This window comes from Poseidonocella pacifica, assembly GCF_900111875.1.
GTDB classification, from domain to species: Bacteria; Pseudomonadota; Alphaproteobacteria; order Rhodobacterales; family Rhodobacteraceae; genus Poseidonocella; species Poseidonocella pacifica.
In genome coordinates, this window is the sequence record NZ_FOJU01000001.1 from 868,743 (window position 1) to 895,286 (window position 26,544).

General features: G+C 67.0%; 21 protein-coding genes. 19 read left to right on the forward strand and 2 right to left on the reverse strand.

What is annotated here, in order from left to right:
* Positions 1-4 precede the first annotated feature (4 nt).
* The 17 genes from BM234_RS04140 to BM234_RS04220 all read left to right on the forward strand — a co-directional run bounded on the left by BM234_RS04140 (position 5) and on the right by BM234_RS04220 (position 22,211).
* On the forward strand, positions 5-739 hold the full coding sequence (locus BM234_RS04140; RefSeq protein WP_092060862.1) for a hypothetical protein: 735 nt from the start codon (positions 5-7) through the stop codon (positions 737-739).
* The gene (locus tag BM234_RS04145) at positions 736-1,644 is read left to right on the forward strand and encodes a hypothetical protein (RefSeq protein ID WP_092060863.1); all 909 of its coding nucleotides are present in this window, start codon (positions 736-738) and stop codon (positions 1,642-1,644) included. The genes BM234_RS04140 and BM234_RS04145 overlap by 4 nt, the downstream gene beginning before the upstream one ends.
* Before the next feature lie 5 nt (positions 1,645-1,649).
* Positions 1,650-2,780, forward strand: coding sequence for a Pvc16 family protein (locus BM234_RS04150; RefSeq protein WP_092060865.1), 1,131 nt, complete (start codon positions 1,650-1,652; stop codon positions 2,778-2,780).
* Positions 2,777-4,915, forward strand: a complete 2,139-nt coding sequence (locus BM234_RS04155; RefSeq protein WP_092060867.1) for an AAA family ATPase — start codon at positions 2,777-2,779, stop codon at positions 4,913-4,915. Before BM234_RS04150 ends, BM234_RS04155 begins: the two co-directional genes overlap by 4 nt.
* Positions 4,912-5,181, forward strand: a complete 270-nt coding sequence (locus BM234_RS04160; protein ID WP_092060869.1) for a hypothetical protein — start codon at positions 4,912-4,914, stop codon at positions 5,179-5,181. Before BM234_RS04155 ends, BM234_RS04160 begins: the two co-directional genes overlap by 4 nt.
* Positions 5,181-5,879, forward strand: a complete 699-nt coding sequence (locus BM234_RS04165; protein WP_092060871.1) for a hypothetical protein — start codon at positions 5,181-5,183, stop codon at positions 5,877-5,879. Before BM234_RS04160 ends, BM234_RS04165 begins: the two co-directional genes overlap by 1 nt.
* Positions 5,880-5,889: 10 nt before the next feature.
* Complete coding sequence (locus tag BM234_RS04170) at positions 5,890-6,162, forward strand: hypothetical protein (RefSeq protein ID WP_092060873.1); 273 nt, start codon at positions 5,890-5,892, stop codon at positions 6,160-6,162.
* A gap of 13 nt (positions 6,163-6,175) precedes the next feature.
* On the forward strand, positions 6,176-7,279 hold the full coding sequence (locus BM234_RS04175) for a hypothetical protein (RefSeq protein ID WP_092060875.1): 1,104 nt from the start codon (positions 6,176-6,178) through the stop codon (positions 7,277-7,279).
* A complete protein-coding gene (locus tag BM234_RS04180) occupies positions 7,279-7,998 on the forward strand; it encodes a phage baseplate assembly protein V (protein WP_092060877.1) in 720 nt (239 codons plus the stop codon). Before BM234_RS04175 ends, BM234_RS04180 begins: the two co-directional genes overlap by 1 nt.
* 12 nt (positions 7,999-8,010) lie before the next feature.
* Complete coding sequence (locus BM234_RS04185; protein WP_092060879.1) at positions 8,011-8,301, forward strand: hypothetical protein; 291 nt, start codon at positions 8,011-8,013, stop codon at positions 8,299-8,301.
* Positions 8,298-8,666 (forward strand): GPW/gp25 family protein, encoded by a 369-nt coding sequence (locus tag BM234_RS04190; protein ID WP_092060881.1) that lies wholly within the window; start codon positions 8,298-8,300, stop codon positions 8,664-8,666. The genes BM234_RS04185 and BM234_RS04190 overlap by 4 nt, the downstream gene beginning before the upstream one ends.
* A gap of 3 nt (positions 8,667-8,669) precedes the next feature.
* A complete protein-coding gene (locus tag BM234_RS04195) occupies positions 8,670-11,168 on the forward strand; it encodes a baseplate J/gp47 family protein (protein WP_092060882.1) in 2,499 nt (832 codons plus the stop codon).
* Positions 11,165-13,807: a baseplate J/gp47 family protein gene (locus BM234_RS04200; protein ID WP_092060884.1), complete on the forward strand. Its 2,643-nt coding sequence runs from the start codon at positions 11,165-11,167 to the stop codon at positions 13,805-13,807. Before BM234_RS04195 ends, BM234_RS04200 begins: the two co-directional genes overlap by 4 nt.
* A complete protein-coding gene (locus tag BM234_RS04205; RefSeq protein ID WP_092060886.1) occupies positions 13,807-16,122 on the forward strand; it encodes a hypothetical protein in 2,316 nt (771 codons plus the stop codon). Before BM234_RS04200 ends, BM234_RS04205 begins: the two co-directional genes overlap by 1 nt.
* A gap of 55 nt (positions 16,123-16,177) precedes the next feature.
* Complete coding sequence (locus tag BM234_RS04210) at positions 16,178-19,624, forward strand: DUF6519 domain-containing protein (RefSeq protein ID WP_092060888.1); 3,447 nt, start codon at positions 16,178-16,180, stop codon at positions 19,622-19,624.
* Positions 19,625-19,636: 12 nt separating this feature from the next.
* Complete coding sequence (locus BM234_RS04215; RefSeq protein WP_092060890.1) at positions 19,637-20,596, forward strand: hypothetical protein; 960 nt, start codon at positions 19,637-19,639, stop codon at positions 20,594-20,596.
* 148 nt (positions 20,597-20,744) lie between these two features.
* Complete coding sequence (locus tag BM234_RS04220; protein ID WP_175501191.1) at positions 20,745-22,211, forward strand: eCIS core domain-containing protein; 1,467 nt, start codon at positions 20,745-20,747, stop codon at positions 22,209-22,211.
* Positions 22,212-22,490: 279 nt separating this feature from the next.
* Here BM234_RS04220 and guaB read toward each other — a convergent pair whose 3' ends face one another.
* Both guaB and BM234_RS04230 read right to left on the reverse strand, forming a co-directional pair.
* The gene (gene guaB / locus BM234_RS04225) at positions 22,491-23,945 is read right to left on the reverse strand and encodes an IMP dehydrogenase (RefSeq protein WP_092060894.1); all 1,455 of its coding nucleotides are present in this window, start codon (positions 23,943-23,945) and stop codon (positions 22,491-22,493) included.
* Between the two features lie 72 nt (positions 23,946-24,017).
* Positions 24,018-24,443: an Lrp/AsnC family transcriptional regulator gene (locus BM234_RS04230; protein ID WP_092060896.1), complete on the reverse strand. Its 426-nt coding sequence runs from the start codon at positions 24,441-24,443 to the stop codon at positions 24,018-24,020.
* A gap of 116 nt (positions 24,444-24,559) precedes the next feature.
* Here BM234_RS04230 and rocF point away from each other — a divergent pair, with 116 nt between their 5' ends.
* Complete coding sequence (gene rocF, locus BM234_RS04235) at positions 24,560-25,480, forward strand: arginase (RefSeq protein ID WP_092060898.1); 921 nt, start codon at positions 24,560-24,562, stop codon at positions 25,478-25,480.
* The gene (locus tag BM234_RS04240) at positions 25,477-26,532 is read left to right on the forward strand and encodes an ornithine cyclodeaminase (RefSeq protein ID WP_092060900.1); all 1,056 of its coding nucleotides are present in this window, start codon (positions 25,477-25,479) and stop codon (positions 26,530-26,532) included. The genes rocF and BM234_RS04240 overlap by 4 nt, the downstream gene beginning before the upstream one ends.
* Positions 26,533-26,544 lie beyond the last annotated feature (12 nt).

Below are 26,544 nucleotides of genomic sequence, written 5' to 3' on the forward strand. Positions count from 1 at the left end.
TCGCATGACCCCGGACCGACAGCCACAGACAGAGAGCTATGCGGTCCGCGCCTATGGCGCGGCGCTGGACGACGTCGGGATCGACCCTCTGGCCGGCCCCTGCCCGGACGCCGCAGCTCGGGTGCTGGCGGCTTGCAGCGCCGCGACCGATGCCGCACCGCTCGACTGGCAAGTCAACCGCCGTCTGCAGGCGCTGCTCGAGGTCACGATCGCCACCCGCGGCCCGCACTGGATCCACAGCGCCCAATGCACAGCCTGCGGCGCCGCAATGGATATGCCGCTGAGGCTGGACGACTTTCTGCAGGCGGTCCTGCCGACGCAAACCCTCTGCCGGCTGGACGACGGGCGAGAGGTCACAGTGGCGGTGCCGACCGGTGCGGATCAGCTTGGCTGGCTGGATGACGGGGCCCGTGCCGCGGATCTTCTGGCGCACCTCGTCCGGCCGCAAGGTCCGCTGAGCGACGCGGACCACGCCGCAATCGAAGCCTCGCTGGAGGCGGCGGACCCGCTCCGCACATTGGAAATCAAGACGGAATGCCCGGACTGCGGCACGGGGCTGTCCCTGCCACTTGACCTGGAGATGGCATGCCTCGCCCTACTCGCCACCCGGCGACCGGAGCTCCTGGACGATATCCACCTGCTGGCAATGACCTATCACTGGTCGGAGGCCGAGATCATGGCGATCCCGCCGGATCGCCGCGCCGCCTATCTGTCGCGCATCGAAGGAGCCTGGGCATGAGCGGATATTTTTCCCGTCTCCGCGTCAACGGTGCCCCGGCGCGCGGCGGCCCAGCGACGGGACCCGGCACTGTGGGGCCGTTGACGGAACAGGACGTCTTGCAAGCCGCGTCGTCTGCCGCGACGCCCGCATCGGTCATGCCACTCACGGAACTGGCCTCCGCGGATTTGCCTCCCCGGCAATCAGCCCCCAAGCAGACGGCACCGCCAAACACCGTGCGGCCGACAGACCGGCGCGCAGGGAGCGAGGCGCGTGAGGCAGCCCCGATGGCGCTGCCAGCTGACGAGTCATTGCGGACGGAGACCGAAACGAGGCCCGCACCGATGGCCGAAACTCCTGACATCCGGCCCGGGCAGATCGTTCCCCACCCCAAGCAACGGACCGCCCCGGACCACCCTGCCGCGCCGCCGCGGGTCACCGCGCCGATGCCACACCAATTTCCGCCCGACCGGCAGGTGCCCCCTGTCGCAGGTCCGGATGCCGGGGAGACGCCGAGTTTGACTGCGCCAGCCCGAAGCGTGGACCGACCGACAGAGGCGATGGCGACATTGCACCGTCTCGAAGAGCTGTCCCAAGTGGTGCCGGGCGCCATGTCTGCGGCCTTGCGTGACTTGCAGCCCGCGGCCCGCCAGGTCGAGACGCCCGCGCCGGTGCCCCCCCTCGCGAGCGCGCCTGTCGTTCGCCGGGCCGAGGCGCGAAGCCCGGCGCTGGCCAGTCCGGCCCCGGCGCGCACGCCGCCCGTACCGCCAGCGACCGTGCGGATCGGCCGGTTGCAGCTTGACGTCCACGCGCCCGCGCCGCAGCCTCTGCCGCCCGCCCCGGCGCAACTGCCCGCCCAACAACCGCCCCAAGCGCCCCCCGCCCGCGCATCGTCGCTGCGCCGCTACTACCTGCGTGAGGTGTAACGGTCATGCCGCTTGCCAACAGCCGCAACGCGATCGGGGCCGTGGGGCAGATTCTGCAGGCCCAGCTTGCCGCCCGCACGTCTACCGCCAACGTCACCATTGGCCGGGTGGAAGCGGCGGCGGCCACCGACGGGCCGAAGCTGAACCTGTTTCTCTATCAGATCGACGTCGAAGGGCACCTCCGCAACACGCCGCTCGACGCCGGGCAAAAGCCCCCGGTTTGGCTGGTGCTGCGGTACCTGATGACGGCATTCGACCTTGAGCGCGACAGCGATTCCGCCAATGCCCATTCCCTGCTGGGCGAAGGCGTGCTGGCGCTGGAGGAAATGAACTATCAGCGCCCCACCGCGGTGCAATTGACCGACAACCCCGAACCCCTGAAGATCAGCCTGGACAACGGCAATGTCGAGCTTCTCTCCCGCGTCATGCAGGGCACGGACGAACGCTACCGCCTGTCTGCCGCGTTCCAGATACGGCCGATCATGATCGCCCCCGAAGCGCCGCCTGACTATGCCCCGCTGGTGCACAGTGTCGGACCGCCGCAGGCCGAGGGCGTCACCGTCATGCCGTCGATGGGACCGGTTCTGGAGGCGCTCTCGCCGACGGCCTTCGACGCGGGCGATACAGTGACACTGCTGGGCAGCGGGCTGGACAGCGCGACGCAGTTCGTCTGCCTCGACGACACGCCGTTCCCGGTCACGGCCGCGCCGAACGGCACGGTGCAGGCGATGATCCCCGCGGACACGACGTTGTCGCCCGGCAGCTACGCCGTCTCCGCCGCACGGGAGCGGCCCAGCGGGCGGATCTTTGCCAGCAACGCCCTGACAGTCGCCCTGCGGCCGACACTTCAATCAGCGGCGCCGGTATTGCCGCTGACCGACGAAGGCGGTGGCCTGTTCTCCGGCGACCTGACGCTCACCGGTGTCCGGTTGGGCGGACCGGACGATGCTATCTTCGTGGCCTTCTGGCGCGACGGCGCCGTGATCCTGATGCTGGAGGCGACGGGCATCGCCACGCAGGATAGCCTGACCGTGACGGTGCAACCCGACCAGGCGCTGGATGCGGGCATCTACACCGTCTTGCTCAGGGCCAACGGCGCGCAAGCGCTGGCGACGCCGCAGGTGGACTGGTCATGAACGCACCGTCGCCCCATGGACCCGCCTGTGTCACACCGGGCCTGAGCGTGCCCGATCCCTTCGCGGCGTATTGGCTGGCGCAGGTCAACCTGCGCCTCCGCCGGGAAATCGCCTGGGCCTGGCACCAGCGCGCCGGCGCCGCAGACCCGCGCGATGGCAGCCTGCCGACGGAGACGGATCCGGCAGGCGACGCCCTGGACTGGGTCCGGTTCGCGACCGCGCGCGAGCGGTTCCAGCAGGACGATCCGGCGGCGGCCTACCTCGGCGATTGCCTGGCCCGCCTGCCCCGGCCCGCGCTCGCCGGCGGCGCCTGGGCGTTTGTCGCCGATGCGGCGGGGCTGGACGAGGCAGGCACATTCGTTCTGGCCATGGCGATGGCGCAGCACCTCGACGCCGGGCTTGGGCCGGTGTTCGCGGCCTGCGCCAACGATGCCACCCGGCCTTATCCGACCCCTGCGTTGGCGCAGCGGCTGTGGGACGACCCCGCCGCCGTCGCCTGCCTTCTCACAGAGGATCATCCGTTGTTCCGGCTGGGGCTGCTGCGCTCTGGCAGCGGCGGTGGGCTTGGCTGGCAGATGCCGCTGGACATCGCGCCCGCGGTGGCCCAAGCGCTGGCCGGCCTGCGCGCCGACGATCCCGCCAGGCCACATGTCACCGTCCCCGCGCACGTCCGCCTGGACGGTGTGCCCGCCGCACTGGCCGCAAGGCTGGCGCGCGGCAGGCCGGAGGGGCTGGAACTGGTGGCGCTTCATGGCCCGGAGGCCGCGGATCATTCAGGCTGGGCCGCTGCTCTCGCCGCGCCGTCTGACCGCGCCCTGCACCCGGTCTCTCGCCGCGCGCTGGCAGAGCCCGAAACGCTGTGCACCCGATGCCTGCTTGCCTGGATCGACGGCGCCGACCTGATGCTGCCCGCCCCCGCAGAGGAGGATTACCCTGCCCTCGCCATCGCCGCGCGGCGCAGCCTCGCTCTGCCGATACGATGGTTTCTGCCGGCGCCGCAGGGCGGTGGCCATGGCCACCGGCCAGCCCTGCCCTGCACCGCGCGGTTCGACGTCTCGCTGCCGCCGCTGGATCACGCGGCGCGGCTGGCGATGCTGGTCGACGGGCTGGGTGCCTCTGCTGAACGCCTGCGCCCGGCGCTGGAGGATTGCGCCCGCCGGTTCCGGCTTGAGGCGCCGGCCGTGCGCCGGATTGCCGCCGATTTGCGCGGCCGGCCGGACCTTGACGCCGGTCACGTGGCGGATGCCTGCCGTGCGGCCTCTGGCGCACGGGACGATGGCGCCACGCAGCGGGTGACACCGCGGTTTACCGGCGCCGAACTCGTCCTGCCGCCGCGCCAAATGCGCCAGTACGTCGAGATTCGTGACGCGATGCGCGCCCTGACCGAGGTGCACTACCGCTGGGGCACCGCACAGGCCTGGAGCGAGGCTGGGTTGTCCGTCCTGTTCTGCGGCCCGCCGGGCACCGGCAAGACCATGGCGGCAGAGGCACTGGCGAGCGACCTGCGGCTGGATCTCTACCGCACCGACCTGAGCCAGGTGGTCAACAAGTACATCGGCGAGACCGAAAAGAACCTGCGCCGCGTGTTCGACGCGGCCGAGGCCAGCGACGCGATCCTGTTCTTTGATGAGGCCGACGCCCTGTTCGGCAAGCGGACCGACGTGAAGGACGCCCACGACAGGTTCGCCAATATCGAGATCAGCTATCTGCTGGAACGCATGGAGCGGTTTCGTGGCCTGGCGATCCTGGCCACCAACCGCCGCAAGGACCTGGACGAGGCCTTCATGCGGCGGCTGCGCCAGGTGCTCGAGTTTCCGATGCCGGGCCCGGAGGAACGGGAACGTATCTGGCGCGCGGCGATCCCGCCAAATGTCGATGCCACGGCGCTGGAGTTCGGCTTTCTCGCCCGGCAATTCACCTTTTCCGGCGGGCACATACGCTCTGTCCTGCTAAACGCCTGCCTTCAGGCCGCGGGCCGACCGCCCGAGGCACCTCTGCCGGCAGGCAAGGCCGGACGGCTCACCATGCGCGACGTGTTGGTGCAGGTGCGACGTGAGTTGGACAAGCTCAACCGCACCGTGGGCGAGGAACAATTCGGCCGCTACGCAGCCCAAATGGCAGAGTGGCTGTCATGACCGGCACGCTGTACATCGACCGGCTGAGCCTGACCCTGCACGGTGTCTCAGAGGACATGGCCGCGGCGGCGATGGAGGGGCTGGAGGCGGCGCTCGCACGGCGACTGGGCGCGATGCGTCCACATGGGGGGCGGGATATCCCCGCGCTCAGTCTTCGCGCCGCCGACTTGCCCCGGGGCGCGGACGCCGCGGCGCTGCGCGGGCTGATTGCCGACCGTCTGGCCGAAGCGCTGGCCGCGACCAATCAAACGGCGGAGGCAGGCTGATGGTCGAAATTGTCCTGCCCGGCGTGCTGGTGGAATACGGAAGCGGCGTCTTGCCGCTGCCGCTCAATATCGTGGCGTTCCAGTTCAACCCCGAAAGCATCACCCGCACATTGCACCTGCCGGCGACGGGCGCGGGCAGCGACCCCGAACGCAATGCCCGCCGCCGCGAACACGCCCAGATCAGCGCACCGCCGCTGGAAAGCTTCGAGATTACCGCGCATTTCTCCGCCGCTGACGATCTTGGCAAGGGCGGCGCGGCCTCGGCCATTCCCCGGCTGTTCGGAGTCGGCCCGCAGATCGCTGCGCTGGAGAAGATGGCCTATCCCAGCGAGGGCCTCATCAGCGGCCTGATCGGCGAGGCCATCGACGCCATCGGCGACGCGCTGGGTGGCAATGACGACGGTGCGACACGCAGCGTTCCGCGCAAGCCCGCGCCGCGGATCCTGTTCATCTGGGGGCCGTCGCGGCTGGTGCCGGTGCATATCAAGTCGATGAGCATCATCGAGAATAAGTACGACGCCTTGCTGAATCCGGTGCAGGCCGAGGTCCGCATCGGTCTGGAAATACCCAACGCACCGCCGCGCGGCGATTCCGTGGCCGAAGGCGCGCTGACCTATACCGCCACGGTGAAGGACGCGCAGGCGATCCTGAACCTGGCCAAGGCGGTCGAAATTGCCATTGACGTGATCCCATTCTGAAGAGGCCGACATGTTCCGTTCGACGTCCCGATACGCCAACCTGCCAACCGTCCCCGCCATAGGCGCCGACGGACAGGAGGTCATGGCAGTCAAGTTGCGCGTCCTGCCGGACACCCGGGGCGTGCCCAGGATGGTGCGCAGCGGCAACCTGCTGGACGTGATGGCGCATGAACTGTTCGGGGATGGCACGCGGTTCTGGCACATCGCCGATGCCAACACCGAGCTAGAAGCCAACACGCTGGTGGCGCGGGACGGGCGCGTGATCCGCGTGCCCGAGAATTGAGACCGGAGAAGACATGACCGAAGAAGTAAAGCTCCTGTTCGACAATACCCCGGCGACGGAGGAACAGTTTGACCTGTTTCGCCGGATCACGGTCGACCAGGGCATTGGCATGGTCACCGAGGCAGAGCTGGAGATGGACATGCTGCTGGATGACACCGGCCGCTGGGTCGATTTCGACGAAAGCTTCACCCAAACCTTTTCGCGTGTGCGGATCGAGGTGAAAGTCGGCGACGGCGATTTTGCACCGCTGATCGACGGGCCGGTCGTGGCGCAGCGGATGACGATGTCCGCGGTGCCCGACCGCAGCACACTGACGCTGGTGGTGCATGACGACAGCGTGCTGCTGAATCAGCTGGACGGGACCAACGTGTTCGAGGAAATGGCCGCGTCCGACATTGCCGAGATCCTGTTTGCCGAAGCCGGGTTGCAGCCCCAGGTCGACGCTGCGCCGGACGCCGGGGGATCGCTGGAACGCGCCGTGGTGCAGCGTGGCACGGCGATGCAGCTTCTGCGCGATCTCGCCCGGCGGCACGGCATGGCCCTGCGGGTCGATCCCGGCCCCGCGCCCGGCGCCAGCATCGGTGTCTTTGCCGCAATCGACCTGGACGGCGACGATCTGCCCGAATTGCTCATTACCGGGGCGGACCGCAACCTTGACGAGATTGCGATAGAATTCGACGGTCTGCGACCCTTTGCAGCCGCGGCGGCCATGGTCGACGCCGGCACGCTCAACGTTTTGGAGGCAGAGGCCACCGGCAGCAGCCAGACCACGCTGGGCGACGAGGCCACGCATGACCTTGTCGCGCCTGCCCGCGTGTTGATGGCCCGGATGCGCGAGACGGCCAGCGACCTCGACGCGGCCGTGGCCGCCGCAGCCGACAGCGCAAGCTGGGCCTATACCGCGACCGGCGAGCTCGACAGCGCGGCCTATCCCGCCGTTCTCAGACCCTATGCGACCGTGCCGCTGGCCGGGGCCGGACCGATGAGCGGTCGGTACCTTTGCGTACAGGTGATGCACCGGATCGACGACAACGCCTACCGCCAGCAATTCACCCTGCGCCGCAACGCGCGGTCGGTGACAGGTGGCGGCGGCGGCCTGCCGGGAGGAGTGTTCTAATGAGCGACGGCGGCATGGAACGGCTCGTGGCGGAACTGGCAGATCAGGTGCGGCGGCGGTATTTCGGCAAGTACCGCGGGTTGGTCAGGGACACCGCCGATCCGCGCGGCATGGGCCGGATCCGCGCCCTGGTGCCCGAGGTGCTGGATGATCAGATCGCCCCCTGGGCCCTGCCCTGCGCGCCCTTCACCGGCGACGGCATGGGCCAGCACACCATCCCCCCGGTGGATGCCGCCGTGTGGATCGAGTTCGAGGCAGGCGATCCCAGCCGGCCGATCTGGACCGGTGGCTGGTGGGGCGAGGGCCAGGTGCCCAAGACCAACGCCAACGCTCCGGCGACCCCGCCGGTCAAGATCATCCGCACCGAGACCGGGCTGATGGTGTCGATGGACGACGACGGCCAGGTGATCGACGTCAGCGACGACTCCGGCACCAATCTTCTGAAGATCGAGGTGCAGCGCGGGCAGATCCTGCTCAAGGGCGCCGCCAAGGTGGTGGTGGAGGCGCCGCAGATCGAACTGGTGGAAAACGCCACCCACCCGGTGGTCTTCGGAGATCAGCTTCTCAGCTACCTCGGCAACCTGGTGGCGACGCTGCAATCCCATACCCACCCGGGCGAACTGGCCGCAGGGTTCATACCAGTCACGCCGATGGTACCGGGGACGGTCTTTCCGACGCCGATGCCCAGCCTGAACTCGACACGCGTGAAATCAGGATAGGAGGCAGCGCTCATGGACATAAAGGCAGGCACGATAGCGGATTTCTCGAATTCCATGGCCGAGGCGATGGAGACCGCGCTCAAGGCCGAATACCTTGCAGTCAAGGGCGAACCGCTGCCGGACCAGGGGGTGGAAGATCGGCGGATGCTGCTGGTTGCGGTGGCGCAAGGGGTGGCGCGGTACCTCAAGGACAACACCGACGCCTGGCAGATTTCCGTCGAAACGACGCTCGACAACGCCACTGAGGCAAGCGGCAGCGGCACGGTGGACGGGCTCTCCACTACGGGGACACTGTACTCATGACCGGTCGCCATCTCGCCTTCCCCTTTCGCATCGGCCAGGACGGCCGCACCGCTGCCCCGGCCGACGTGCTCGCGCATGTGAAGAGCGAGGTGATCCAGCTTCTGCTGACCAACCCCGGCGAACGTGCCTTCATGCCCACCTTCGGTGGCGGGCTGCGGCGGCTGGTGTTCGAAGCCAACAGCGACATATCGGCGGCGCTGGCCAAGTCGACGCTGACCCAGGCGATCACCCGTTGGCTTGACACGCGCGTGGAACTGACCGCGCTGGAGGTTGAAAACCGCGATGCAACCATGCTGGTCGGGTTGCAGTACCGTGTCATCGCAACTGGCGAAGCGCAGGCGTTGCGCTTCGAGCACAAGGTGTAGATCATGCTGAGACTGCACCCCGAAACCCTCGAAGATCGCGCCCGGGACCTGGAGGCCCTTGGCCTTAACGGCTTCGACCTGATGTTCGTCGAACTGGTACCGGCAGCGGCCCCGGTACAGGCCGAACTGACGGTGGAATTCCAGAATGCCGTCTCCGTCTCCGACATCGACGATGCGGTCAACCTGGACGGCGTGTCGCCCGAGGATATCTTTGCAATCACCGGCGGCACGCGGATCCGCGGCGGTACCGCGCCGGGCGAGCTGCGGATCACCGCCGTTGCCGCCGGCGCGGACCCCGACACGCTGGTGCTGACCACGTCGACAATCGGCGACTATTCAACCTATCGCCTGCATGTCGCCTTCGACGACGCTGCTGGCGACACGGTGATCGACCCGCTGTTCGCCGCCATCCCGTTCAAGTTCCGGCCCGGCTGCTTCAACCTCAATTGCGCACCGGCCTTCGACAAGGGCACGCCGAAGCCGGCGCAGCCGGTGATCGACTACCTCGCGCGGGACTTCGCCTCCATCAAGCACGTGCTCATCAACGCCATGCGGACCCGCGTGCCGGGTTGGGAGCCGACGTCGGAGGCCGACCTCGACATGGTGCTGCTGGACCTCATCGCCGCGGATACCGACGAGCTGTGCGATTTCCAGGACCGGGTGATGCAGGAGGCCTATCTCGGCCTGGCCCGCAAACGTGTGAGCCTCGCTCGTCATGCCCGGCTGATGGATTACCACATTCACCAGGGCAACCAGGCCACCACCTGGCTGACCGCCACAGTCTCGGCCAATCTGACCCTGCCCGCCGGCACCGGCGTCTGGACCGGCACAGACTGGGACGATAGCGGCGCGGTGATCTTCCTGACGGAGGCGGATCAGGATTGCCTGGTCGATCTCAACCGGCTCGACCTTTACGACTGGGGCGGCGCGGCGATGTCGCTGGACGCCGGCGCGGACACGGCGGAGCTTGCGCTGCCCGCCTCTTTGAACCCCGTTCTGCAGGGCGACGCCGTCATCCTGCGCGACCACTTCCGCCGCGCCGACATCCGTTACCTGGTGATCGAAGAGGCGCTCAATCCGGCCACCGGGCGCGTGAACGGGCGCGATGGCTCCAAGCGTCAGCTTCTGCGGCTGCTTGACGGCGACGACGTCGCGCACACCGGTTTCGATCCGGTGGCCGGACAGTTCTTTGTCCGGGTCCGCTGGCGCCCTGCCGACCGGCTGCAGCGACGCTATTGCTTTGTCACCCGCTGCGATGGACAGCCGCCGATCGCCGGGGTCAGCCACTTTTCCGGCAACCTGCTGCGCGCCACGCAAGGTCGGCCGCACAGCCTTGTCGCCCGCGTTCCAGGCAGCGACCTTGCCCCGACCGACACCAAGACGTTCATACGCAGTGACGAGGTGTACTGGGACGTGGGCCCGCAGGGCGCGTCCATCGCCCTGCCGACCAGCCCGCTGGCCTATCGCGACACGGCGCCGGGCGGAGAGATCGCGCCGGTCAGCAGCACCGTCGTCACCGTCAGCGGCATCGCCGGGGCCTGGGAGGAACGGATCGACCTGATCGAAAGCGAAGCCGGCGACCTGCACTACCGGGTGGAAACCGACGAGCTGGGCCAGAGCCGGATAATCTTCGGAAACGGCGTGAACGGCGCGCTTCTGGACAACGACGCGACCGTCAGGGTCACCTACCAGACCGGGCGCGGCACCGCAGGCAATGTCGGCCGGGACCGGATCACCGGATTCGACGCCGGTCTTGCCCCCGGCCTCGAGGCGCTGACCAACCCGTTCGGCGTGACCGATGGACGCGACCCGGAACCGCGCGACATCATCGTGCGCCGGGTGCCCGAGGCCTACCGCTCGCGCCAGTTGCGCGCGATCACGCTGGCAGACTATGTCGCCCGCGCGGAGGAACTACCGGGTGTTGCCCATGCCTATGCCCGGCACGCCTGGACCGGAAGCTGGCGCACGGTGCAGGTGTCCATCGATCCGCAGGGCACCACGGTGCTGGACGACACGCTGCGGCAGGAGATCGCAGGCCACCTCGATGCCGTGCGGTTGATCGGCGAGGATCTGGAAGTGCGTCCGGCGCGGTTCGTGGCGCTCGACATCGCGCTGGCGCTTTGCGTCGACGCCACCTTCTGGCCCGAAGACCTCGACATGGAGTTGCAGCGCGCGTTTTCCGACGGTTTCACGGCAGACGGGCAGCCCGCCTTCTTCAATCCCGACATCTGGAGCTTCGGCGAAACGCTTCACGCCAGCCAGTTGATCGGCCGCGCCCTGAAGGTGCCGGGCGTCGAACGGGTGCTGAAAGTGGCCCTGCGGCGCTGGAACGCGAGCACGGGGCCATCGACACAGGTGGTCGAGATCAGCCCCGACGATCTGCCCGACGCGACGCCGGACATGATCCCGGTGCAGCCCTATGAGATCATCCAGGTGGCGAACGATCCGAACCATCTGGAACACGGACGCATCCTGTTCAACCTGAAAGGGGGCCGCAGATGAGTTGTGAACACGACTGCCATGCCACGCCGCCCTTCCCCGCCGGGATATACAACCGCCCGGGGCTGGACCGGATCGGCTATCGCATCGGCGATTACGCCCGGTTCCGCGAACACGCGCTGTCCCGGCTCGATGCGATGCAGGTCTTGTCGGAATGGACCCACCGCGGCGCGGATGATCCCGGGATCGCCGTGCTGGAGTGCGGCGCGATCGCCACCGAGATCCTTGCGTTCTACCAGGAGCTCTATGCCAACGAGGTCTATTTGCGCACTGCCGACTGGCGCGAAAGCGTCGCCCGGCTGGTGGCGCTGACCGGCTATCGCCTCGCGCCGGGACTGGGCGGAGAAGCGACCTTTGCTCTCGCGGTCAGCGGCGACACGTCGGTCACGGTGCCGGCGGGCTTTCCGTTCAAGGCCGATCTCGACGGTGCCAACAGCCCGGCCCGGTTCGAGACCACGGAAGAGATCACCGCCTACCCTTGGCTCAATCAATTCAGCCTCTACCGCCCGCGCAATGGCCCGGCGGCCATCGCCGCCGGGGCGCGGGTGCTGGAATTGCAGGCAGTCGATGGCGACACCGCGCTGAGCAAACGCCAGGCGCAGGTCTTTAACCCAGGCGACCGGATCATGCTGGTCCCGGATTCGACCATGTTTGAGGCCGGCGGCGGCGCCAACCCGGTTCAGGAGCGGTCGGAGACGCTGGTCATCGACCGGGTGGAACAGGTGCTCGATCGGATACGGCTGCATTTCCGCGGCGCGGTAACGCTCGACCGCGGGCCGACCGTGCGCGCCTACCGGATCGGTCGCAGCTTCCGCCATTTCGGCCACAACGCGCCGCTGCGGATCGCCGCGCTGAACGAAACGACCGGTCGCGCGACCTTTGACGCCACGGTATTCAACCGGGTCGCCGCGACCACCACCCACTTGTACTCGCAGTTTGCGGACAACGAGATTGCACTGGAATCCGATGTCACCGACCTGCCCGCGGGCAGCGGCATGATCGTGACCGGCGCGGCGGAATTCGCAGGCGCCGGAGAGACGGAATTCGCCGTGGTCAATGCCGTGGACACGGTGCGCAACGAAGCCTCGCACTGGGCCGGGCTCAGCGGCGGCAACACCGCTGTTGCGCTGAACGCCAACCTCTTCACCAATGCAAACCTGTCGTTGACCGCGCTCGACGTGCGGCGCCTGCAGGCCCACGAGGTTCGCAGCCCGCCGCTGCTGCTGGCCGCCGCCCACACATTTTCAGACGGCGATTTCGGGCTCGACACCACGCTTACCTTCTTCGGGCGTCACGACCGTGTGCAGGCGTTGGCCGGGCGCGCGCTGCTGCTCGAGGACGAGGACGGCCAGACCCAACGGGTCAATGTGACGAACGTGGCAGAAGATTTCGACCTCGCCGGGCGCGACCCGGAGGAGGACTGGCTCTGGACCCTGGCGCTGGACCAGCCGCCGCGCTTCCCGCAGGAGGCCTTCGCCGAAACAGATGCCCGGGTCGTCGTTCACGGCAATCTCGCGCTGGCCGACCAGGGCGAGACACAGAAGGAAGCCGCGATCGGCAGCGGCGACGCGCGGCAGACCTTCCAGACCTTCAAACTGCCCAAAGCCCCCCTGACCTACCTGCTTCATCCGGGGCAGACCCCGCCACATGTGCCGGAGCTTGAGGTTCGCGTCGATGGCATTCTCTGGACCCGGGTCGACACGTTCTTTGCCAGCGGCGCCAATGACCGCGTCTATGTCGTGCGTCAGGACGACGACGGCAACAGCCTTGTGCAGTTCGGCGACGGCATCACCGGTGCACGACTGTCCAGCGGTCGGCGCAATGTGACGGTGCGGTTCCGCACTGGCCAGGCCGCCCGCGGCCCGTTGGAAAAGGGCAAGTCGCCCAAGGCAATGGGACGGTTGGCGCAATTGAACAATGTGGCAATGCCCGCGCCTGCGGTGAACGGCGCCGATCCGGAAACCGAAGACACCGCCCGCCAGGCCGCGCCAATGCGGATGCAATCGCTGGGGCGGTTGGTGGGCCTGTCGGACTACGAGGCGGAGGCGCTGTCCCTGCCCGGCGTCCAGCGTGCAGCAGCGGCGTTCGCGCTGTCTGGCGGCCTGCTACGGTTGCGGGTCACGGTATTGACGGATGGCGGCGGCGCGGCAGAGGCGGCCGCAGCCGCCGAGGCGCTGAGCGCCGCCGACCGCTGCCGAGGCGCGATGCGCTATCCGCTCGAGGTCGTACAGGGGCTGCGCCGCTGGATCTTCCTCGACCTGACCGCCGGCTATCGCGCCGACCGCTTGCCGGAAGACATCCAGCCCGCGATCCACGCCGTGCTTGGCTGCGCCTCCGGCACGACAGAGCCGCAGGACGGCCTGTTCGGTTTTGGCCTGCGCCGGTTCGGGCAGGATACCCATGTCTCTCAGGTCATCGCCGCGGTGCAGCAGATCGACGGCGTAGCCTGGGTCCGGGTCGACGCGTTCCAGCCGATCCCGCAGGGCACACCGCCGCAGACCGATCCGCTGGCCCTGCCGGTGCCGGCGCCAGCGGTCCGCGAAACCTCGGTCGGGTGCGATACCCAAGGATTGCTGGCGCTTCATGAGACCCACTTGCGTCTCAGCTTCGCGCTGGTCACCGGCGCAGAGGAGTGCTCCTGATGGCCAGCCCGCGCCAGCCGCTCTATGACCGCTTGCCGGAGATTTACCGGATCAAGGACGCCGAGCAGTTTCCGGCGGGCCAGCTGGCCGCCTTCCTGGGTATTCTCGATGAACTGCCGGCGGGGATGCGGGACAATATCGAGGCGCTCTACAACGACCAGTTCGTCGAGACCTGCGCGGACTGGGTCGTGCCCTACATCGCAGACCTGCTGGGGACCTCGCACCTGTCCGGCGAGCCTTGGACGCTGCGCGCCGATGTGGCGCGCACCGTGTTCCATCGACGCCGCAAAGGGACGCTCGGGGCCATCGAGTCGCTGGTCTTCACGCTCAGCGGATGGGCCGCACAGGCGGTGGAGCTGCGCGACCGGATGGTCTGGACACAGCATCTCAATCACCAGCGCCCCGACGCTGGCGGCATCCCGCCCTTGACCCTGCGCCGGTCACTGGGTTCGGCGGTACGCGGCGGCACGGTCGCGCTGCGCGATCCGGCGGCGCTGGCTTTTCTGGGCGGGCCGTTCGACACCTTCGCCCATGTTGCGGATTTCCGGCCCGGCCAGATCGGCGTGCCGCGCTACAACCTGCCCAACCTCGGCATTTTCCTCTGGCGGCTGGAGGACTATACCGTGCCGGTGGCCGATCCGGGCCTGATCGCGGCGCAGGCGGTGGCCGGTGTCGGCCCCGGCGAAGCCGCCGCCGTGGTGCGCTGTATCGTTCACCCGCAGGCCGATCCGATGGTGTTGTTCAACACCCACCGCTACCGCATGGCCGACACCCCGCCAAACCTGAGCCACCCCGACCAAGTGCCCGGCCCGATGCCCTGGCCGCGCCTCACCAGCGCGGCAGAGCACGGCAACCCGGCAGCCTATGTCGCGGTCGCCCCCTATGCCGCAGGCACGTTGCCCGACGCGCCGGGCGCCGCGGCCAACGGCCTGACGCTCCATGTGATCGATACGGTCGTGCCGCCTGAACCGGCAGAACTGCCCCCGGCCGAGCGCTGGACCTTCCGCGGCGCCAACCTGTGCGCGTGGGAAGACGGGTTGTCACCGCCGCTGGCGGAATACGAGATCGCCATCGACCCCGACCGGGGCCGTGTGCTGTTCGGCCTTTCGACACTGGCGACCGAGGCACAGCCGCTGGCCGACGGGCTGTTCATCAGCCACACCTACGGCTTTTCCGGCCCGACCGGGGCACACCCGGTGCCGCGTCCGCCGGTGACACCGACCGCCAGCATCGACCGCACCATGGGCGTCAACGCGCTGGAAGGTGCACTGACCAACATCCACCAGGCCACTGCGCCGACGATCATCGAGATCCAGGACAGCGCGACCTACACGCTCGACCTCGCCGCCGTCGCGGGAACAGAGAACGTGGGCGGCGTGCTGTCGCTTCGGCTGGCACAGCCGCTGACGCTACGCGCCGCCACCGGCCAGCGCCCGGTGATCCGCCTGGAGCGTCCGCTGCGCTTGCGCCCGCACGATCTGACCAACGTCGCGGCGGTGGATGCGCTGACGGTGACGCTCGAAGGGCTCTACATCACTTGGGACCGCTCCGCAGCGGACTTTGCCGCCATCAGCACGCCGCTGGTTGCGCGCGCCGCGGTGAACCGGTTGCGGCTGGACGGCACGACGCTGGACCCCGGAGGTTCCTGGCAACTGGACGAAACCCGCCTGCCGTCGCGCCCCGGCCTTGCACTCACCGGCGACTACGATTTCGCCGCGGCCGATTTCGATGCCTTTACCCAAGTGCCCGAGATCGTCCTGCACCGCAGCGTCACCGGCGCGGTGCTGGCCGAGGAAAGCGCCTACAGCCTGGACGTGACCGACAGCATCATCGACGCGGGCTCCGGCGTCGGCGACGCCGCACCCGAGCTCGCAATCGGATCGCTGTCCGATCCCGCCGACGGCTATGGCCCCGCCTTGCGGCTGAGCGGTCTGACCTGTTTCGGCACGGCGCGGGTTGCCAGCGTCACCGGTGCAGGCGGGATATGGCTGCATCCGCTGCGCGCGCATGACACCCAGCAGGGTTGTCTGAGGTTCTCTGCGCTCAGCGGATCGGACGACCGGTTGCCGCCGCATCACGGTTGCATCTTCGGGCCGGGGCTGGATGTGAGTTTTACCGACGACCGGTTCGGCTTGGCAGGCTACGCGCAGCTGCGCCAGAGGTCGGACCCGCGGCTTCTTGAACAGGGGCCGGGCCGGGACGAGATGGGCGCCTTCGGCTACCTCCGCACGACGCACAAGTGGAAGAACATCAATATCCGTTTCCGGGAATACATGCCGGTGGGCATCCGCCCGATCCGCATCCCGGTGACGTGACGACGCCATCTCCGGCCCGGCGGCCGGGGCAGCGCAGACCGAAAGGAACAGTGTGATGAAGGGCGATTTTTCCCAGAACCGGTTCAGGGCGGCCGACAATTACACCGGCACCCTGTACCAGCAGGGGCGGGCCTTTTCCGACCAGGACGGCAACTCCGCCGATGCCATCGGTCGGAATCTGCGCCAGACCCTCGGACGCGACACCATCGGCCCCGGCGTCGTCGCCGTCCCGCAGGAGGCGCCGGACTCCCTGCGCATCCTGCAGGCCGACAGCGATGGAAACCAGGTGACACTCCAATTGGAACCGGGGCGTGTCTGGCTGGACGGGCTGCACCTTTTGGTCCCCGGCCCCGGACCGCTGGATCGAATGGCGACCTATTTCGGCCCGCCCATCGACAGCCCCGCCCCCACAGCGGGCGAGATCGCAGCCGGTGTGCGCGATGCCGTGGTGCTGGAATGCTGGGAAGAGGCGATGAGCGCCTTCCAGGATCCCGAAGCGCTGCTGGAACCCGCGCTTGGCGGGCCCGACACCACCGAACGCGTCGCGCTGCGCCACCGCCTGCGACTGCTTCGGCTGCAAGACGATGAGGATTGCGCCAACCTCGACCGGATGGACAACGATCTTGACGCTCAGGGGCACCTGACGGTGACGCCGGCCCCCACCGCAGTGATCGCCGGCGATTGCCCGGTACAGGCCGGCGGCGGCTTCACCGGGTTCGAGCACTTTTTCTACCGGATCGAGATCGCAACGCCGGACGGCATCGGCAATGCCCGCTTCAAATACTCGCGCTTCAACGGCGGATTGGTGGGCCGCGGCACGTTCGACAACGTGACCAACGAGATTGCGATCCGCGCCAATGCGCTGATGATCTCGCTCAGCCAGTTGTCGGATTTCTGGGTCGAGGTGCTGGCTCCGGGCCCGGCGGAGGATCCGGGTCAATGGCATTCCGTCCTCACGGCAGACGCGACCCTGGCAGGCAGCGACCGGCTGAGCCTGTCCAATATCTCCGGTGCGTGGCCCGGCCTGCCCGCGGACGAGGCGTTCTTCCGGCTGTGGGACGGCGTGCGGCTGATACAGGATTTCCCCACCGGGCTGGCCACGCCTAACGAGCTTGAGTTGGGCATCCGGCTGGCATTCGACGCGGCGAACGTGGATGGCGGCAACTACCGGCCCGGTGATTTCTGGACCTTCCCGGCCCGCGCCGCCGGCGTGGATTTCGACCCTGCGACCTGGCCCAACGACGCGGCCCCGGAGGGCATCGTCTATCACCGTGCGCCTCTGGGGGTGCTGAACTGGAACGCAGGCCCTGTCGTGACGCTCAACGGTCCGCCGGAAATCCACGATTGCCGGGCGGTGTTCCCACCGCTGACACGGATACAGTCCTGCTGCACCTATTCGGTGGGCGACGGGCATTCCAGTCACGGCGATTTCGACACGATCCAAGCGGCGGTCGACGCGCTGCCGCCGGACGGCGGCGAAGTCTGTGTCTTGCCGGGCACCTACGCGGAAACGGTGGTGATCGACAAGGACAACGTCCACATCCACGGCTGCGGTCCACGCAGCCGTGTGATCGCCAACAGCGTCGCGCCGGTGTTCGATGTCACCGGGCACAGCGGCGCGCATATCGAGCGGCTGTTCATCAGCGCCGACGACGACGGCATGGGCATCCTTGTGCAGGAGGATGCGCAGGGCGTGGCGCCACGAGACATCCTTCTGGCGGACCTGACGATTGAGGCCGGTCGCGACAGCGCGGTCAAGGTTCTGGGGGCGCGGGGCGTGAAGCTGTTGCGCTCTGCAGTCACAATGCGCGACCTGCACGGGCCATGGCACGCGGTCTACCTGCGATGCGAGGACGGGCTGGTGGAGCACAACACCATCACCGTGGCCCCGACCCGCCGGGGCGACGACGTGGCGCCACCCATCGTGGCGGCCGGACGCGGCGGGATGCACCTGGCCGGCACCTGCATGCATGTTGAGGTGATCGACAACCTTGTCGTCGGCGGCATCGGTCACGGTATCACGCTGGGCTCGATCGTAGAGATAGGTGCAGACGGCGGCGGCGTGTCGCGCGATCCCGGCTGGATCGTCAACCGCGACGACCCCTGCGATCCGTGCCGTCCGGGCGATACCAATATCCCGCCGCGCGACGACCCGGACGATCCGCGTTTCCAGTCCGCCGGCGCGCTCTACGACATCCGGATCGAACGCAACCGCATCTCTCGCATGGGCCTTTCGGGCATTGGCGTGATCGGCTTCTTCGATCTTGCGGAGGAAGACGAGTTCATCAGCGTCGTCGGGCTCGACATTCTCGGCAACCGGATCGAGCACTGCCTGGCCCGGGAACTGGTCGAAATCGCGCAGGGAATGCGTCCCTATTCCGGATACGGCGCGGTGGCACTGGCGGATGTCGAGGATTTGCGCTTCTTCGACAACGTGCTGGAAAACAACGGACCGACCGATCGTTTCGCGATCACCGGGCTGTTCGTACTGCATGGTGCCGCGCTCGAGATCCACCGCAACCGCATCCTCAACAACGGTGCCAAGGCGCCGCAGGGCGCCGAGGCGGCCGACGAGGGCCAGCGCGGCGGCATCGTGATCCGATTTGCGGTGCCGGGGATCGAGCCTCTGAACATCGAAGGCGACATCTTCCCCCGACAGGACGGCCGGCCCGCCGCGCGCATCCACGACAACGTGGTCAGCCAACCGCTGGGGCAGGCCCTGTCGATTCAGGCACTGGGGCCGGTTAGCGTGACCGGCAATGCACTTTCCACTCGCGGGCTGCTGCCGCGACCGCTGGACCCGAGCTTCTGGGCCTCGGCGGTGTGGATCCTCAATCTTGGCTGGTCGAACGAATTCTACCTGCAGTTCCTGCTGTTCACCGGCGTAACCGCCGCCCCGATCGAACCGGGATCGCTTCCCGAGGGCGGTGACGACCTCCTCCCACGGCCCCGTCCCGGGCTCGATGATTTCGGTTTCGGCAGCTATCTGGCAAGCGGCAACGTCCTGTTCAACGATAACCAAGTTGTGACGGATTTGACCGAGACGGCGGCGTCCTTTGCCGTGTCTTCCGTGCTGATCGTCAGCATGGATGACGTGACGGTGCAGGACAATCAGCTCGACTGCGATTTCTACCTTGATTTCATGTTCACCAACCTGCTGGCCGTCGGCATGACGCTGCGCATCAACAACAACCGGCTGAAGGAATCGCTGTTCGTAACGCTCTATTCCTCGGTCGGATTAGGCTGGATCTTCAACAACACCAGCGACAATCAGGCGACCCATTGCATCCTCAGTCTGAATTCGCCGTTGGGCGTCTGGATCCCGTTCATCTCGCCAAGCATCGTGGAACGCGACAATCGGGAGTTGTTCCACAATATCAACTTCCTGGACGGCTGGTGCGAGCGACTTGACGCGCTGGATGACATCCTGATGCCCGATCGCAGCGGCAACACCCCCGGAGTCAACAGCACATTCAGCAACACTTTCGGCTTCGGCAAATAAGGGGGCGATGACATGGCCACAAAGAAAAAGAAGACGCAACAGCAGGAAACGCCCCGGATCAAATTCGACCAGATGACCGAGTTGATGCGGGGCAGCGGGACACGCGCCGATGCGATGCGCGCGGAGGGGCTGAACGGGCTGGTGGCGACCAAGCGCTCCAAGGTGGTGCAGTTGCGCCGCGAACGTGCCAGACTGGCGTTGCGCTTCGGCGAGACCAGCCCGCGGGTGGCGCGGATCGACCGGCAGATGGCGGCAGAGCACCGGCTCCTCGTCAACGCGCGGGCCGAAACGGCGCGGGTCGAGACACCGATGCTCGACCGCAAGAAATTTGCCTGGCAGTTGCATGGGTACATCCGCAATCCAGACGGAATCGCCCGCAGGAACCACACCGTCGCGTTGGTCGCCGACACCGAAGCGCGCAAGACGCTTGCCGCGACAACGACCGACAAACGCGGTTATTTTCACTTCGATATCAACTTGGCATCCAAGGACCCCGTGATCCCCAAAGACGATGTCTTCGGCGGCGCGCCAATAGCTGAAGAAATCTCCGCTCCGGTTGATGCGGACGGCGGCGAAACTTCCGCACCGTCAGACGCGGGCAGCAACGAGGCACAGGTCGCGCAGCTGTTCGCTGCGCTGAAGGTCGAGGTCTTCCTTGCCACCTCCTCCCCGTCCGGCGGCAAACCGATGGTCAATCCGCGGGCTCTGCACGTGGTGGCCGGCGCCGTCGTCTACCGCGACCTGGTGGTGGCCGATACCGAAGATGACGGCGATGCCTGCGAACTCAAGACCCGGTTCCTGGCCGATGCCTCTGCCCGGCAGGTCCATGACCTGACCAGGGAAACCCGGGCCTGCGGGATCGCGGCGATCCCGATCAAGGCACGGTTCTACCTCACCTTCGCCGAGCAGGCCGAGGCGCTTGCCTACAAGCACTGCCCGTATTGCTTCGGCACAAAGTCGGGAAAGGTGTAGGCCGATGCGCACGCAGGCCCCCGCGCGGGCGGCACCTGCGCCAGCGTCGCGACGTACCGCCGGCCCCGCACCGCTGCGTCCGTCCCTCGCCCTGCCCGCGCCCACGGTTCAGCGCAAATGCGCCTGCGGAGGCGGCTGCGCCCGGTGCGTGTCGCAGGCGCAGGCACGCCAGCAGGCCAGCCCCGGCCACGCAGGCGATCCCTATGAGCGGGAGGCCGACAGCATCGCCGACCGCATCCTGCGGATGTCCGCTCCGGCGCAAGCCGTCGCATCCCGGCCGGTCGATACCGCCGCCAGTCCAAAGCGGCCGCGCGCCACGCCGGCTGGCACACCAGCCGCAAGCCCGCCCGCGCCTGCAGCGGGTGTCGCCGGGCTGGTGCCCGGCGCCGGGCGGCCGCTCGACACCGCCGCGCGCCAGTACATGGAACCGCGCTTCAGCCATGACTTTTCCGGCGTTCGCGTCCACACCGGCACACGGGCGGCAGCGCGCGCCGCCGGCATCGGCGCGGCAGCCTTCACCGTGGGGCGCGATATCGTTTATGGCCGCGACACGCCCGGACCGCACACTCAGGCGGGCCGCCACATCCTCGCCCACGAACTGACCCATGTGATTCAGCAACGCTCGGCTCCGGCGCTGGAGCGGACCGCCGGGGCGGCCGTGGTGCACCAATATCCCGACAGGCTCTATGCGGCACGTCTCGATGCTTCGCAATGCGCGACCGACTGCGCCGCCGAAGACGGGACCGAGCCCGGGTCGGGCAGTTTCACGCTGACCATCTATGCTGACAAGGAAGGCCCCTTCCTCTTGCTGCCAGCGACCCACAAGGTCGGCCATTCCTGGCTGCGACTGGAGGATGACACCGGCAAATTCTGGACCTACGGATTCTGGCCGCAGGAGGGCTACGAAGCCGACGACCTGAAGGCCGATGTCGCAGGCTGCGTGCATCACCCCGACACGATCCACGAGCCGACCGCGGAAAAGACCTTCGATCTGACGGCGGAACAATTCGCTGCCGCCCACGCCAAGGCGCTCGAGATCTGCAACACCACGCCGAAATACAACCTGTTCGGGCTGCAATGCACCGAGTTCGTCAAGCGGGTGCTTGATGCGGCGGGCCAGGGATCGTTCGGCGGCTTTGGGCTGATCTGGGAATCGCCCAACGCCCTCGACAGCTGGCTGCAGACACATTCGGCCATCCTTGGTCTCGGCGTGACTGCGGCAACCTCCGCCGGCGGACCGGCGGCGGGGCTCGACCTCAGCTACCGCTACGAGTTCTACTCGGCGCTTGGCAGCAAACTGAGGTTTTACGGCATGGCCCGCTCAGAGATCAGCGGCCCGGTCAAATCGCTCGGTGCCGGGTTGGGGGTTGAGCTGAACCCGCAGCGGGTCTGGCTGCCGACCCCGTTCCTGGAAGGCGGCGGCCTGTTCGGTGATCTTGGCGCCCTGCCCGGCCAGACCGACGTGGGCGCGGGCCTGTCCGCCTCGACCGGGCTGCGCTATAACATTGACGAGATCGGCGTCGTCGGGATCGAATACAATGTGGTCAAGGACCTGGTGAACGACGATCCCGCGCTGAACCGGTTGATGTTTACCGCCGGGATCCGTCTGTTCTGAGCGCATGTCATCTGGCCCCCGTGTCATCTGGCCCATATGTCGACCGGACACCATGGCCTGACTGTGGGAGCCGAAGGGTAACCGAAGCATCTGCATATGTCGGTGATCGAAACCGTGACCACTGGCGGCCGCCGTCGTTGCGGGTCAGCAACACCAAAGCCGCGCATCGTCGAGAAGACTCCATACGGCGGCTCGCGCCAGTTCAGGATGCGTGCCGCCGGCCGTGTTCGCGCCCGCTCGAGCCGTGCAGAGGCAACCGTTTCCCCAGTAACCCCTTGATCAGCCCAAGCGATAGTTCGGGGATTCCCGCGTGATCGTCACGTCATGCACGTGGCTTTCCTTGAGGCCCGCGCCGGTGATCTTCACGAAGGAGCAGTTGTGCCGCATCTCTTCGACGGTGGCGCAGCCGGTATAACCCATCGCGGCGCGCAAGCCGCCGACGAGCTGATGCAGGACCGCCCCGGCGGAACCTTTGTAGGGCACCTGACCTTCGATCCCTTCGGGGACGAGCTTGTCGGATGCGGCATCTTTCTGGAAATACCGGTCGGCGGAGCCTCGTGCCATCGCCCCGAGCGATCCCATCCCGCGATACGCCTTGAAGGAACGGCCCTGATAAAGGATCACCTCGCCGGGGCTCTCGTCCGTGCCGGCAATCATGCTGCCTACCATTGCGCAGGACGCGCCCGCCGCGATGGCCTTGGCAAAATCGCCGGAAAACTTGATTCCGCCGTCCGCGATGATCGGGGTATCAAGCTCATTGGCCGCCTGCGCGCAATCCATCACGGCGGTCAGTTGCGGCACGCCCACGCCCGCGACCATCCGTGTGGTACAGATGGAGCCCGGGCCGATCCCGACCTTGATCCCATCCGCTCCGGCCCCGATCAGGGCACGCGTTGCATCCCCCGTCGCGACATTGCCCGCCACGACCTGTACCTCATTTGACAGCCGCTTGGCCCGCTCCACCGCCCGCGCCACGCCTTCGGAATGGCCATGGGCCGTGTCGATCACGATCATGTCGACGCCCGCATCGACCAGTGCCTCGGTCCGCTCAAACCCGGCATCGCCCACCGTGGTGGCCGCCGCGACCCGAAGCCGGCCCAGCCGATCCTTGCACGCCGTGGGGTTGAGCACCGCCTGCTCTGTATCGCGCAGCGTCAGAAGGCCGGTCAGCTTTCCGTCGCCATCGGTCACGAGCAGCTTCTCGATCCGGCGCTCCTTCATGAGGCTCTTGGCCTCTTCCAGTTCCGCAGGTTCGGTCAGCATGGCGAGGTTGTTTGAGGTCATCATCACCCGAACCGGCGTGTCATCCTTGTCGGCAAAACGCATGTCGCGGTTGGTAACGATCCCGACGACCCGGCCACTTTCGTTGACGACCGGAAAACCGGTAACACGATAGCGTTCCTGCAGCGCCTTGGCATCGGCCAGCGTCTGGTTCGGGGTCAGGGTGATCGGGTTGTAGACGATACCGCTCTCGAACCGTTTGACCCGGCGCACCTCTTGGGATTGCTCTTCGATCGTCAGGTTGCGGTGAATGACCCCCATGCCCCCTGCCTGCGCCATGGTGATCGCCATGCGCCCTTCGGTCACGGTGTCCATCGCGCTCGATAGCAGCGGAATGTTGAGGTCGATGGCCCGCGTTACCCGCGTACGGGTATCTGCGGTCGACGGCAGCACGCTCGATGCGGCCGGAACAAGAAGGACATCGTCAAAGGTAAGCGCCTCGCGAATCTCCATAGTCAGCTTCTCCTGGAGGTGTTCGATTGGCACCTCCCTATTTCACGCAAGGGAGAAAAAGAAAAGAGGCGATCAACGCCCCTTGCGTGTCGAGAGCAACAAGCTCGTTTCGCTGGTGGCGACGCCGTCAAGTTTGCGGATCCGGGCGAGCACCCCGTCGAGCGCCTCCAGCGTGTCGGTCCAGATCTCCACGATCAGATCCCACCGGCCATTCGTGGAGTGCATTTCCCGCACCTCGGGAAAGCCCCCGAGTTGTCGCATGATCCGGTCGGTTCCCCGCCCTTCGATACCAATCATCATCAATCCGCGCACCGGGGCATGGGCCATGTCCGCCGGTGTGACGACAGTGAAGCCGCGTATATCGCCCCGCGCCTGCAAGCGCTCAATCCGCGCACGCACGGTGGCGCGGCCAACCCCCAGCCGCAGAGCGAGATCGGAAAGCGCCGCCCGCCCGTCATGGCGCAGCAAGGCAAGCAGTTGATGATCGAGATCGTCCATAACGGCAGCATAAGCTGACACAACGCGCGAATACAGGCCGAAACGGTCAATATGAGCGCTATTCCGTGACACAGTTCGGCGGCACACCGGGTGGCGACATAGAAGGAAGATCAACCATGCCTCTCGTTCACTTGGTCGGAGCGCCGCTCGATTGCGGAAAGCGCCGCGCCGGATGCCTTATGGGCCCCGATGCCTATCGCACCGCCGGGCTTGCTCGCGTGCTTGAAGATCTTGGCTATGAGGTGACGGACCACGGCAACCTGCACGCCGCTCCGGTGGAGGTACCGGATGGTCCTGCGCACCTGCATGCGCTGGGGGATACGATCGGCTGGACGACGACGCTTCAGAAAGCAGCAAAGGAAGCTATCGCCACTGGTTTTCCGATCTTTCTGGGCGGCGATCATGCTCTGTCACTCGGGACCGCTACGGGGGTTGCGGCCCATGCCAAGACAGAGGGACGGCCACAGTTCATCCTCTGGCTCGACGCCCACGCGGATTTTCATACGCCCGCCACGACAGAGAGCGGGAACCTGCACGGCACGCCGCTGGCCTATCTGACCGGCCAGCCGGGCTTTGACGGGTTTCCTCCCGTGCCTGCCCCCGTCCCCATGGCGAATGTCTGTCTGCTCGGGCTGCGCTCCGTTGATGCCGCCGAGCGTGCCGCGCTTCAGCAGAGCGAAGTGCGGTACCACGACATGCGCCAGATCGACGAGCTTGGCATCGCCGCACCCTTGCGCGCCTTTCTGAACGATGTGGCCGCGGCGAACGGTGCGCTGCATGTCTCTCTGGATGTCGATTTCCTCGATCCCGCCGTGGCGCCAGCGGTGGGCACGACCGTCCCGGGCGGTGCGACGTTGCGCGAGGCGCATCTCGTGATGGAAATCCTGCATGACAGCGGGCTGATGACCTCGCTGGATCTGGTCGAACTCAACCCCTTTCTCGATGAACGGGGCCGCACCGCGCAAGTCATGGTGGATCTCGCAGCCTCGGGACTTGGCCGCCGCATCTTCGACCGTCCCACGCGAGCCTTCACATGAACACGCCATCCCCCCTCGCCCTCGTACCTTTTGTCAGCGTTGCCAATATGATGCGGCTCGTACATCACATTGGGCTCGAAGAGATGCTGCGCGAACTTGCCGACTATATCGAAGAAGATTTCCGGCGCTGGGAGCAGTTCGACAAGACACCCCGCGTCGCGTCGCATTCCGCCGAAGGGGTGATTGAGTTGATGCCCACCGCCGATGGCGAGCTTTACGGGTTCAAATACGTCAACGGGCATCCCAGCAACACCCGAACCGGTCGCCAGACGGTCACCGCATTTGGCCTCTTGGCAGAGGTCAGCACAGGCTACCCGGTGCTGCTGTCTGAAATGACGCTGCTGACGGCGCTACGGACCGCCGCGATGTCGGCGGTGGCGGCGCGGGCACTGGCGCCACGGGGGGCCACCACCATGGCGATGATCGGAAACGGGGCGCAATCGGAATTCCAGAGCCTCGCCATGAAAGCGCTGCTTGGCATCGATCAGATTCGCCTGTGGGATATCGATGCGGATGCGATGGCGAAATGCGCACGGAACCTTGCCGGGCACGGGCTGCGGGTTACGCCGTGCAGCAGCGCGGAGGAGGCCATCGAAGGCGCGCAGATCATCACGACCTGCACCGCCGACAAGCAATATGCCACAATCCTGACGGACAACATGGTTGGCGCAGGCGTGCATATCAACGCGATCGGGGGCGATTGTCCGGGCAAGACGGAGCTTGCCCCCGTGATCCTGAACCGCGCCTCAATCTTTGTGGAGTATCCCGAACAGACGCGCATCGAAGGCGAAATTCAGCAGCTTGCCCCCGACCATCCGGTGACAGAGCTGTGGTCCGTCCTTTCGGGGGCGTCGGTAGGGCGCCGCGCCGCCTCCGAGATCACGCTGTTCGATAGCGTGGGCTTTGCCATTGAGGATTTTTCCGCCCTTCGCTTCGTGCGCGCTCGACTTCGGGAAACCGGCCTCTACGATTCACTCGACCTGCTGGCCGATCCGGACGATCCGCGCGACCTGTTCGGAATGTTGCAAAGAGCCCGCGCCCCCAACGACTGATCCAAAGGAAGA

Excerpts from the sequence above, each read along its gene's own strand:
- BM234_RS04195 (WP_092060882.1), top strand. The coding sequence starts at position 8,670 with ATGCTGAGACTGCACCCCGAAACCCTCGAAGATCGCGCCCGGGACCTG.
- BM234_RS04240 (WP_092060900.1), top strand. The coding sequence starts at position 25,477 with ATGAACACGCCATCCCCCCTCGCCCTCGTACCTTTTGTCAGCGTTGCC.
- BM234_RS04155 (WP_092060867.1), top strand. The coding sequence starts at position 2,777 with ATGAACGCACCGTCGCCCCATGGACCCGCCTGTGTCACACCGGGCCTG.
- BM234_RS04150 (WP_092060865.1), top strand. The coding sequence starts at position 1,650 with ATGCCGCTTGCCAACAGCCGCAACGCGATCGGGGCCGTGGGGCAGATT.
- BM234_RS04185 (WP_092060879.1), top strand. The coding sequence starts at position 8,011 with ATGGACATAAAGGCAGGCACGATAGCGGATTTCTCGAATTCCATGGCC.
- BM234_RS04180 (WP_092060877.1), top strand. The coding sequence starts at position 7,279 with ATGAGCGACGGCGGCATGGAACGGCTCGTGGCGGAACTGGCAGATCAG.
- BM234_RS04140 (WP_092060862.1), top strand. The coding sequence starts at position 5 with ATGACCCCGGACCGACAGCCACAGACAGAGAGCTATGCGGTCCGCGCC.
- BM234_RS04190 (WP_092060881.1), top strand. The coding sequence starts at position 8,298 with ATGACCGGTCGCCATCTCGCCTTCCCCTTTCGCATCGGCCAGGACGGC.
- BM234_RS04175 (WP_092060875.1), top strand. The coding sequence starts at position 6,176 with ATGACCGAAGAAGTAAAGCTCCTGTTCGACAATACCCCGGCGACGGAG.
- guaB (WP_092060894.1), bottom strand. The coding sequence starts at position 23,945 with ATGGAGATTCGCGAGGCGCTTACCTTTGACGATGTCCTTCTTGTTCCG.
- BM234_RS04230 (WP_092060896.1), bottom strand. The coding sequence starts at position 24,443 with ATGGACGATCTCGATCATCAACTGCTTGCCTTGCTGCGCCATGACGGG.
- BM234_RS04165 (WP_092060871.1), top strand. The coding sequence starts at position 5,181 with ATGGTCGAAATTGTCCTGCCCGGCGTGCTGGTGGAATACGGAAGCGGC.
- BM234_RS04160 (WP_092060869.1), top strand. The coding sequence starts at position 4,912 with ATGACCGGCACGCTGTACATCGACCGGCTGAGCCTGACCCTGCACGGT.
- BM234_RS04145 (WP_092060863.1), top strand. The coding sequence starts at position 736 with ATGAGCGGATATTTTTCCCGTCTCCGCGTCAACGGTGCCCCGGCGCGC.
- rocF (WP_092060898.1), top strand. The coding sequence starts at position 24,560 with ATGCCTCTCGTTCACTTGGTCGGAGCGCCGCTCGATTGCGGAAAGCGC.
- BM234_RS04215 (WP_092060890.1), top strand. The coding sequence starts at position 19,637 with ATGGCCACAAAGAAAAAGAAGACGCAACAGCAGGAAACGCCCCGGATC.
- BM234_RS04200 (WP_092060884.1), top strand. The coding sequence starts at position 11,165 with ATGAGTTGTGAACACGACTGCCATGCCACGCCGCCCTTCCCCGCCGGG.
- BM234_RS04205 (WP_092060886.1), top strand. The coding sequence starts at position 13,807 with ATGGCCAGCCCGCGCCAGCCGCTCTATGACCGCTTGCCGGAGATTTAC.
- BM234_RS04170 (WP_092060873.1), top strand. The coding sequence starts at position 5,890 with ATGTTCCGTTCGACGTCCCGATACGCCAACCTGCCAACCGTCCCCGCC.
- BM234_RS04210 (WP_092060888.1), top strand. The coding sequence starts at position 16,178 with ATGAAGGGCGATTTTTCCCAGAACCGGTTCAGGGCGGCCGACAATTAC.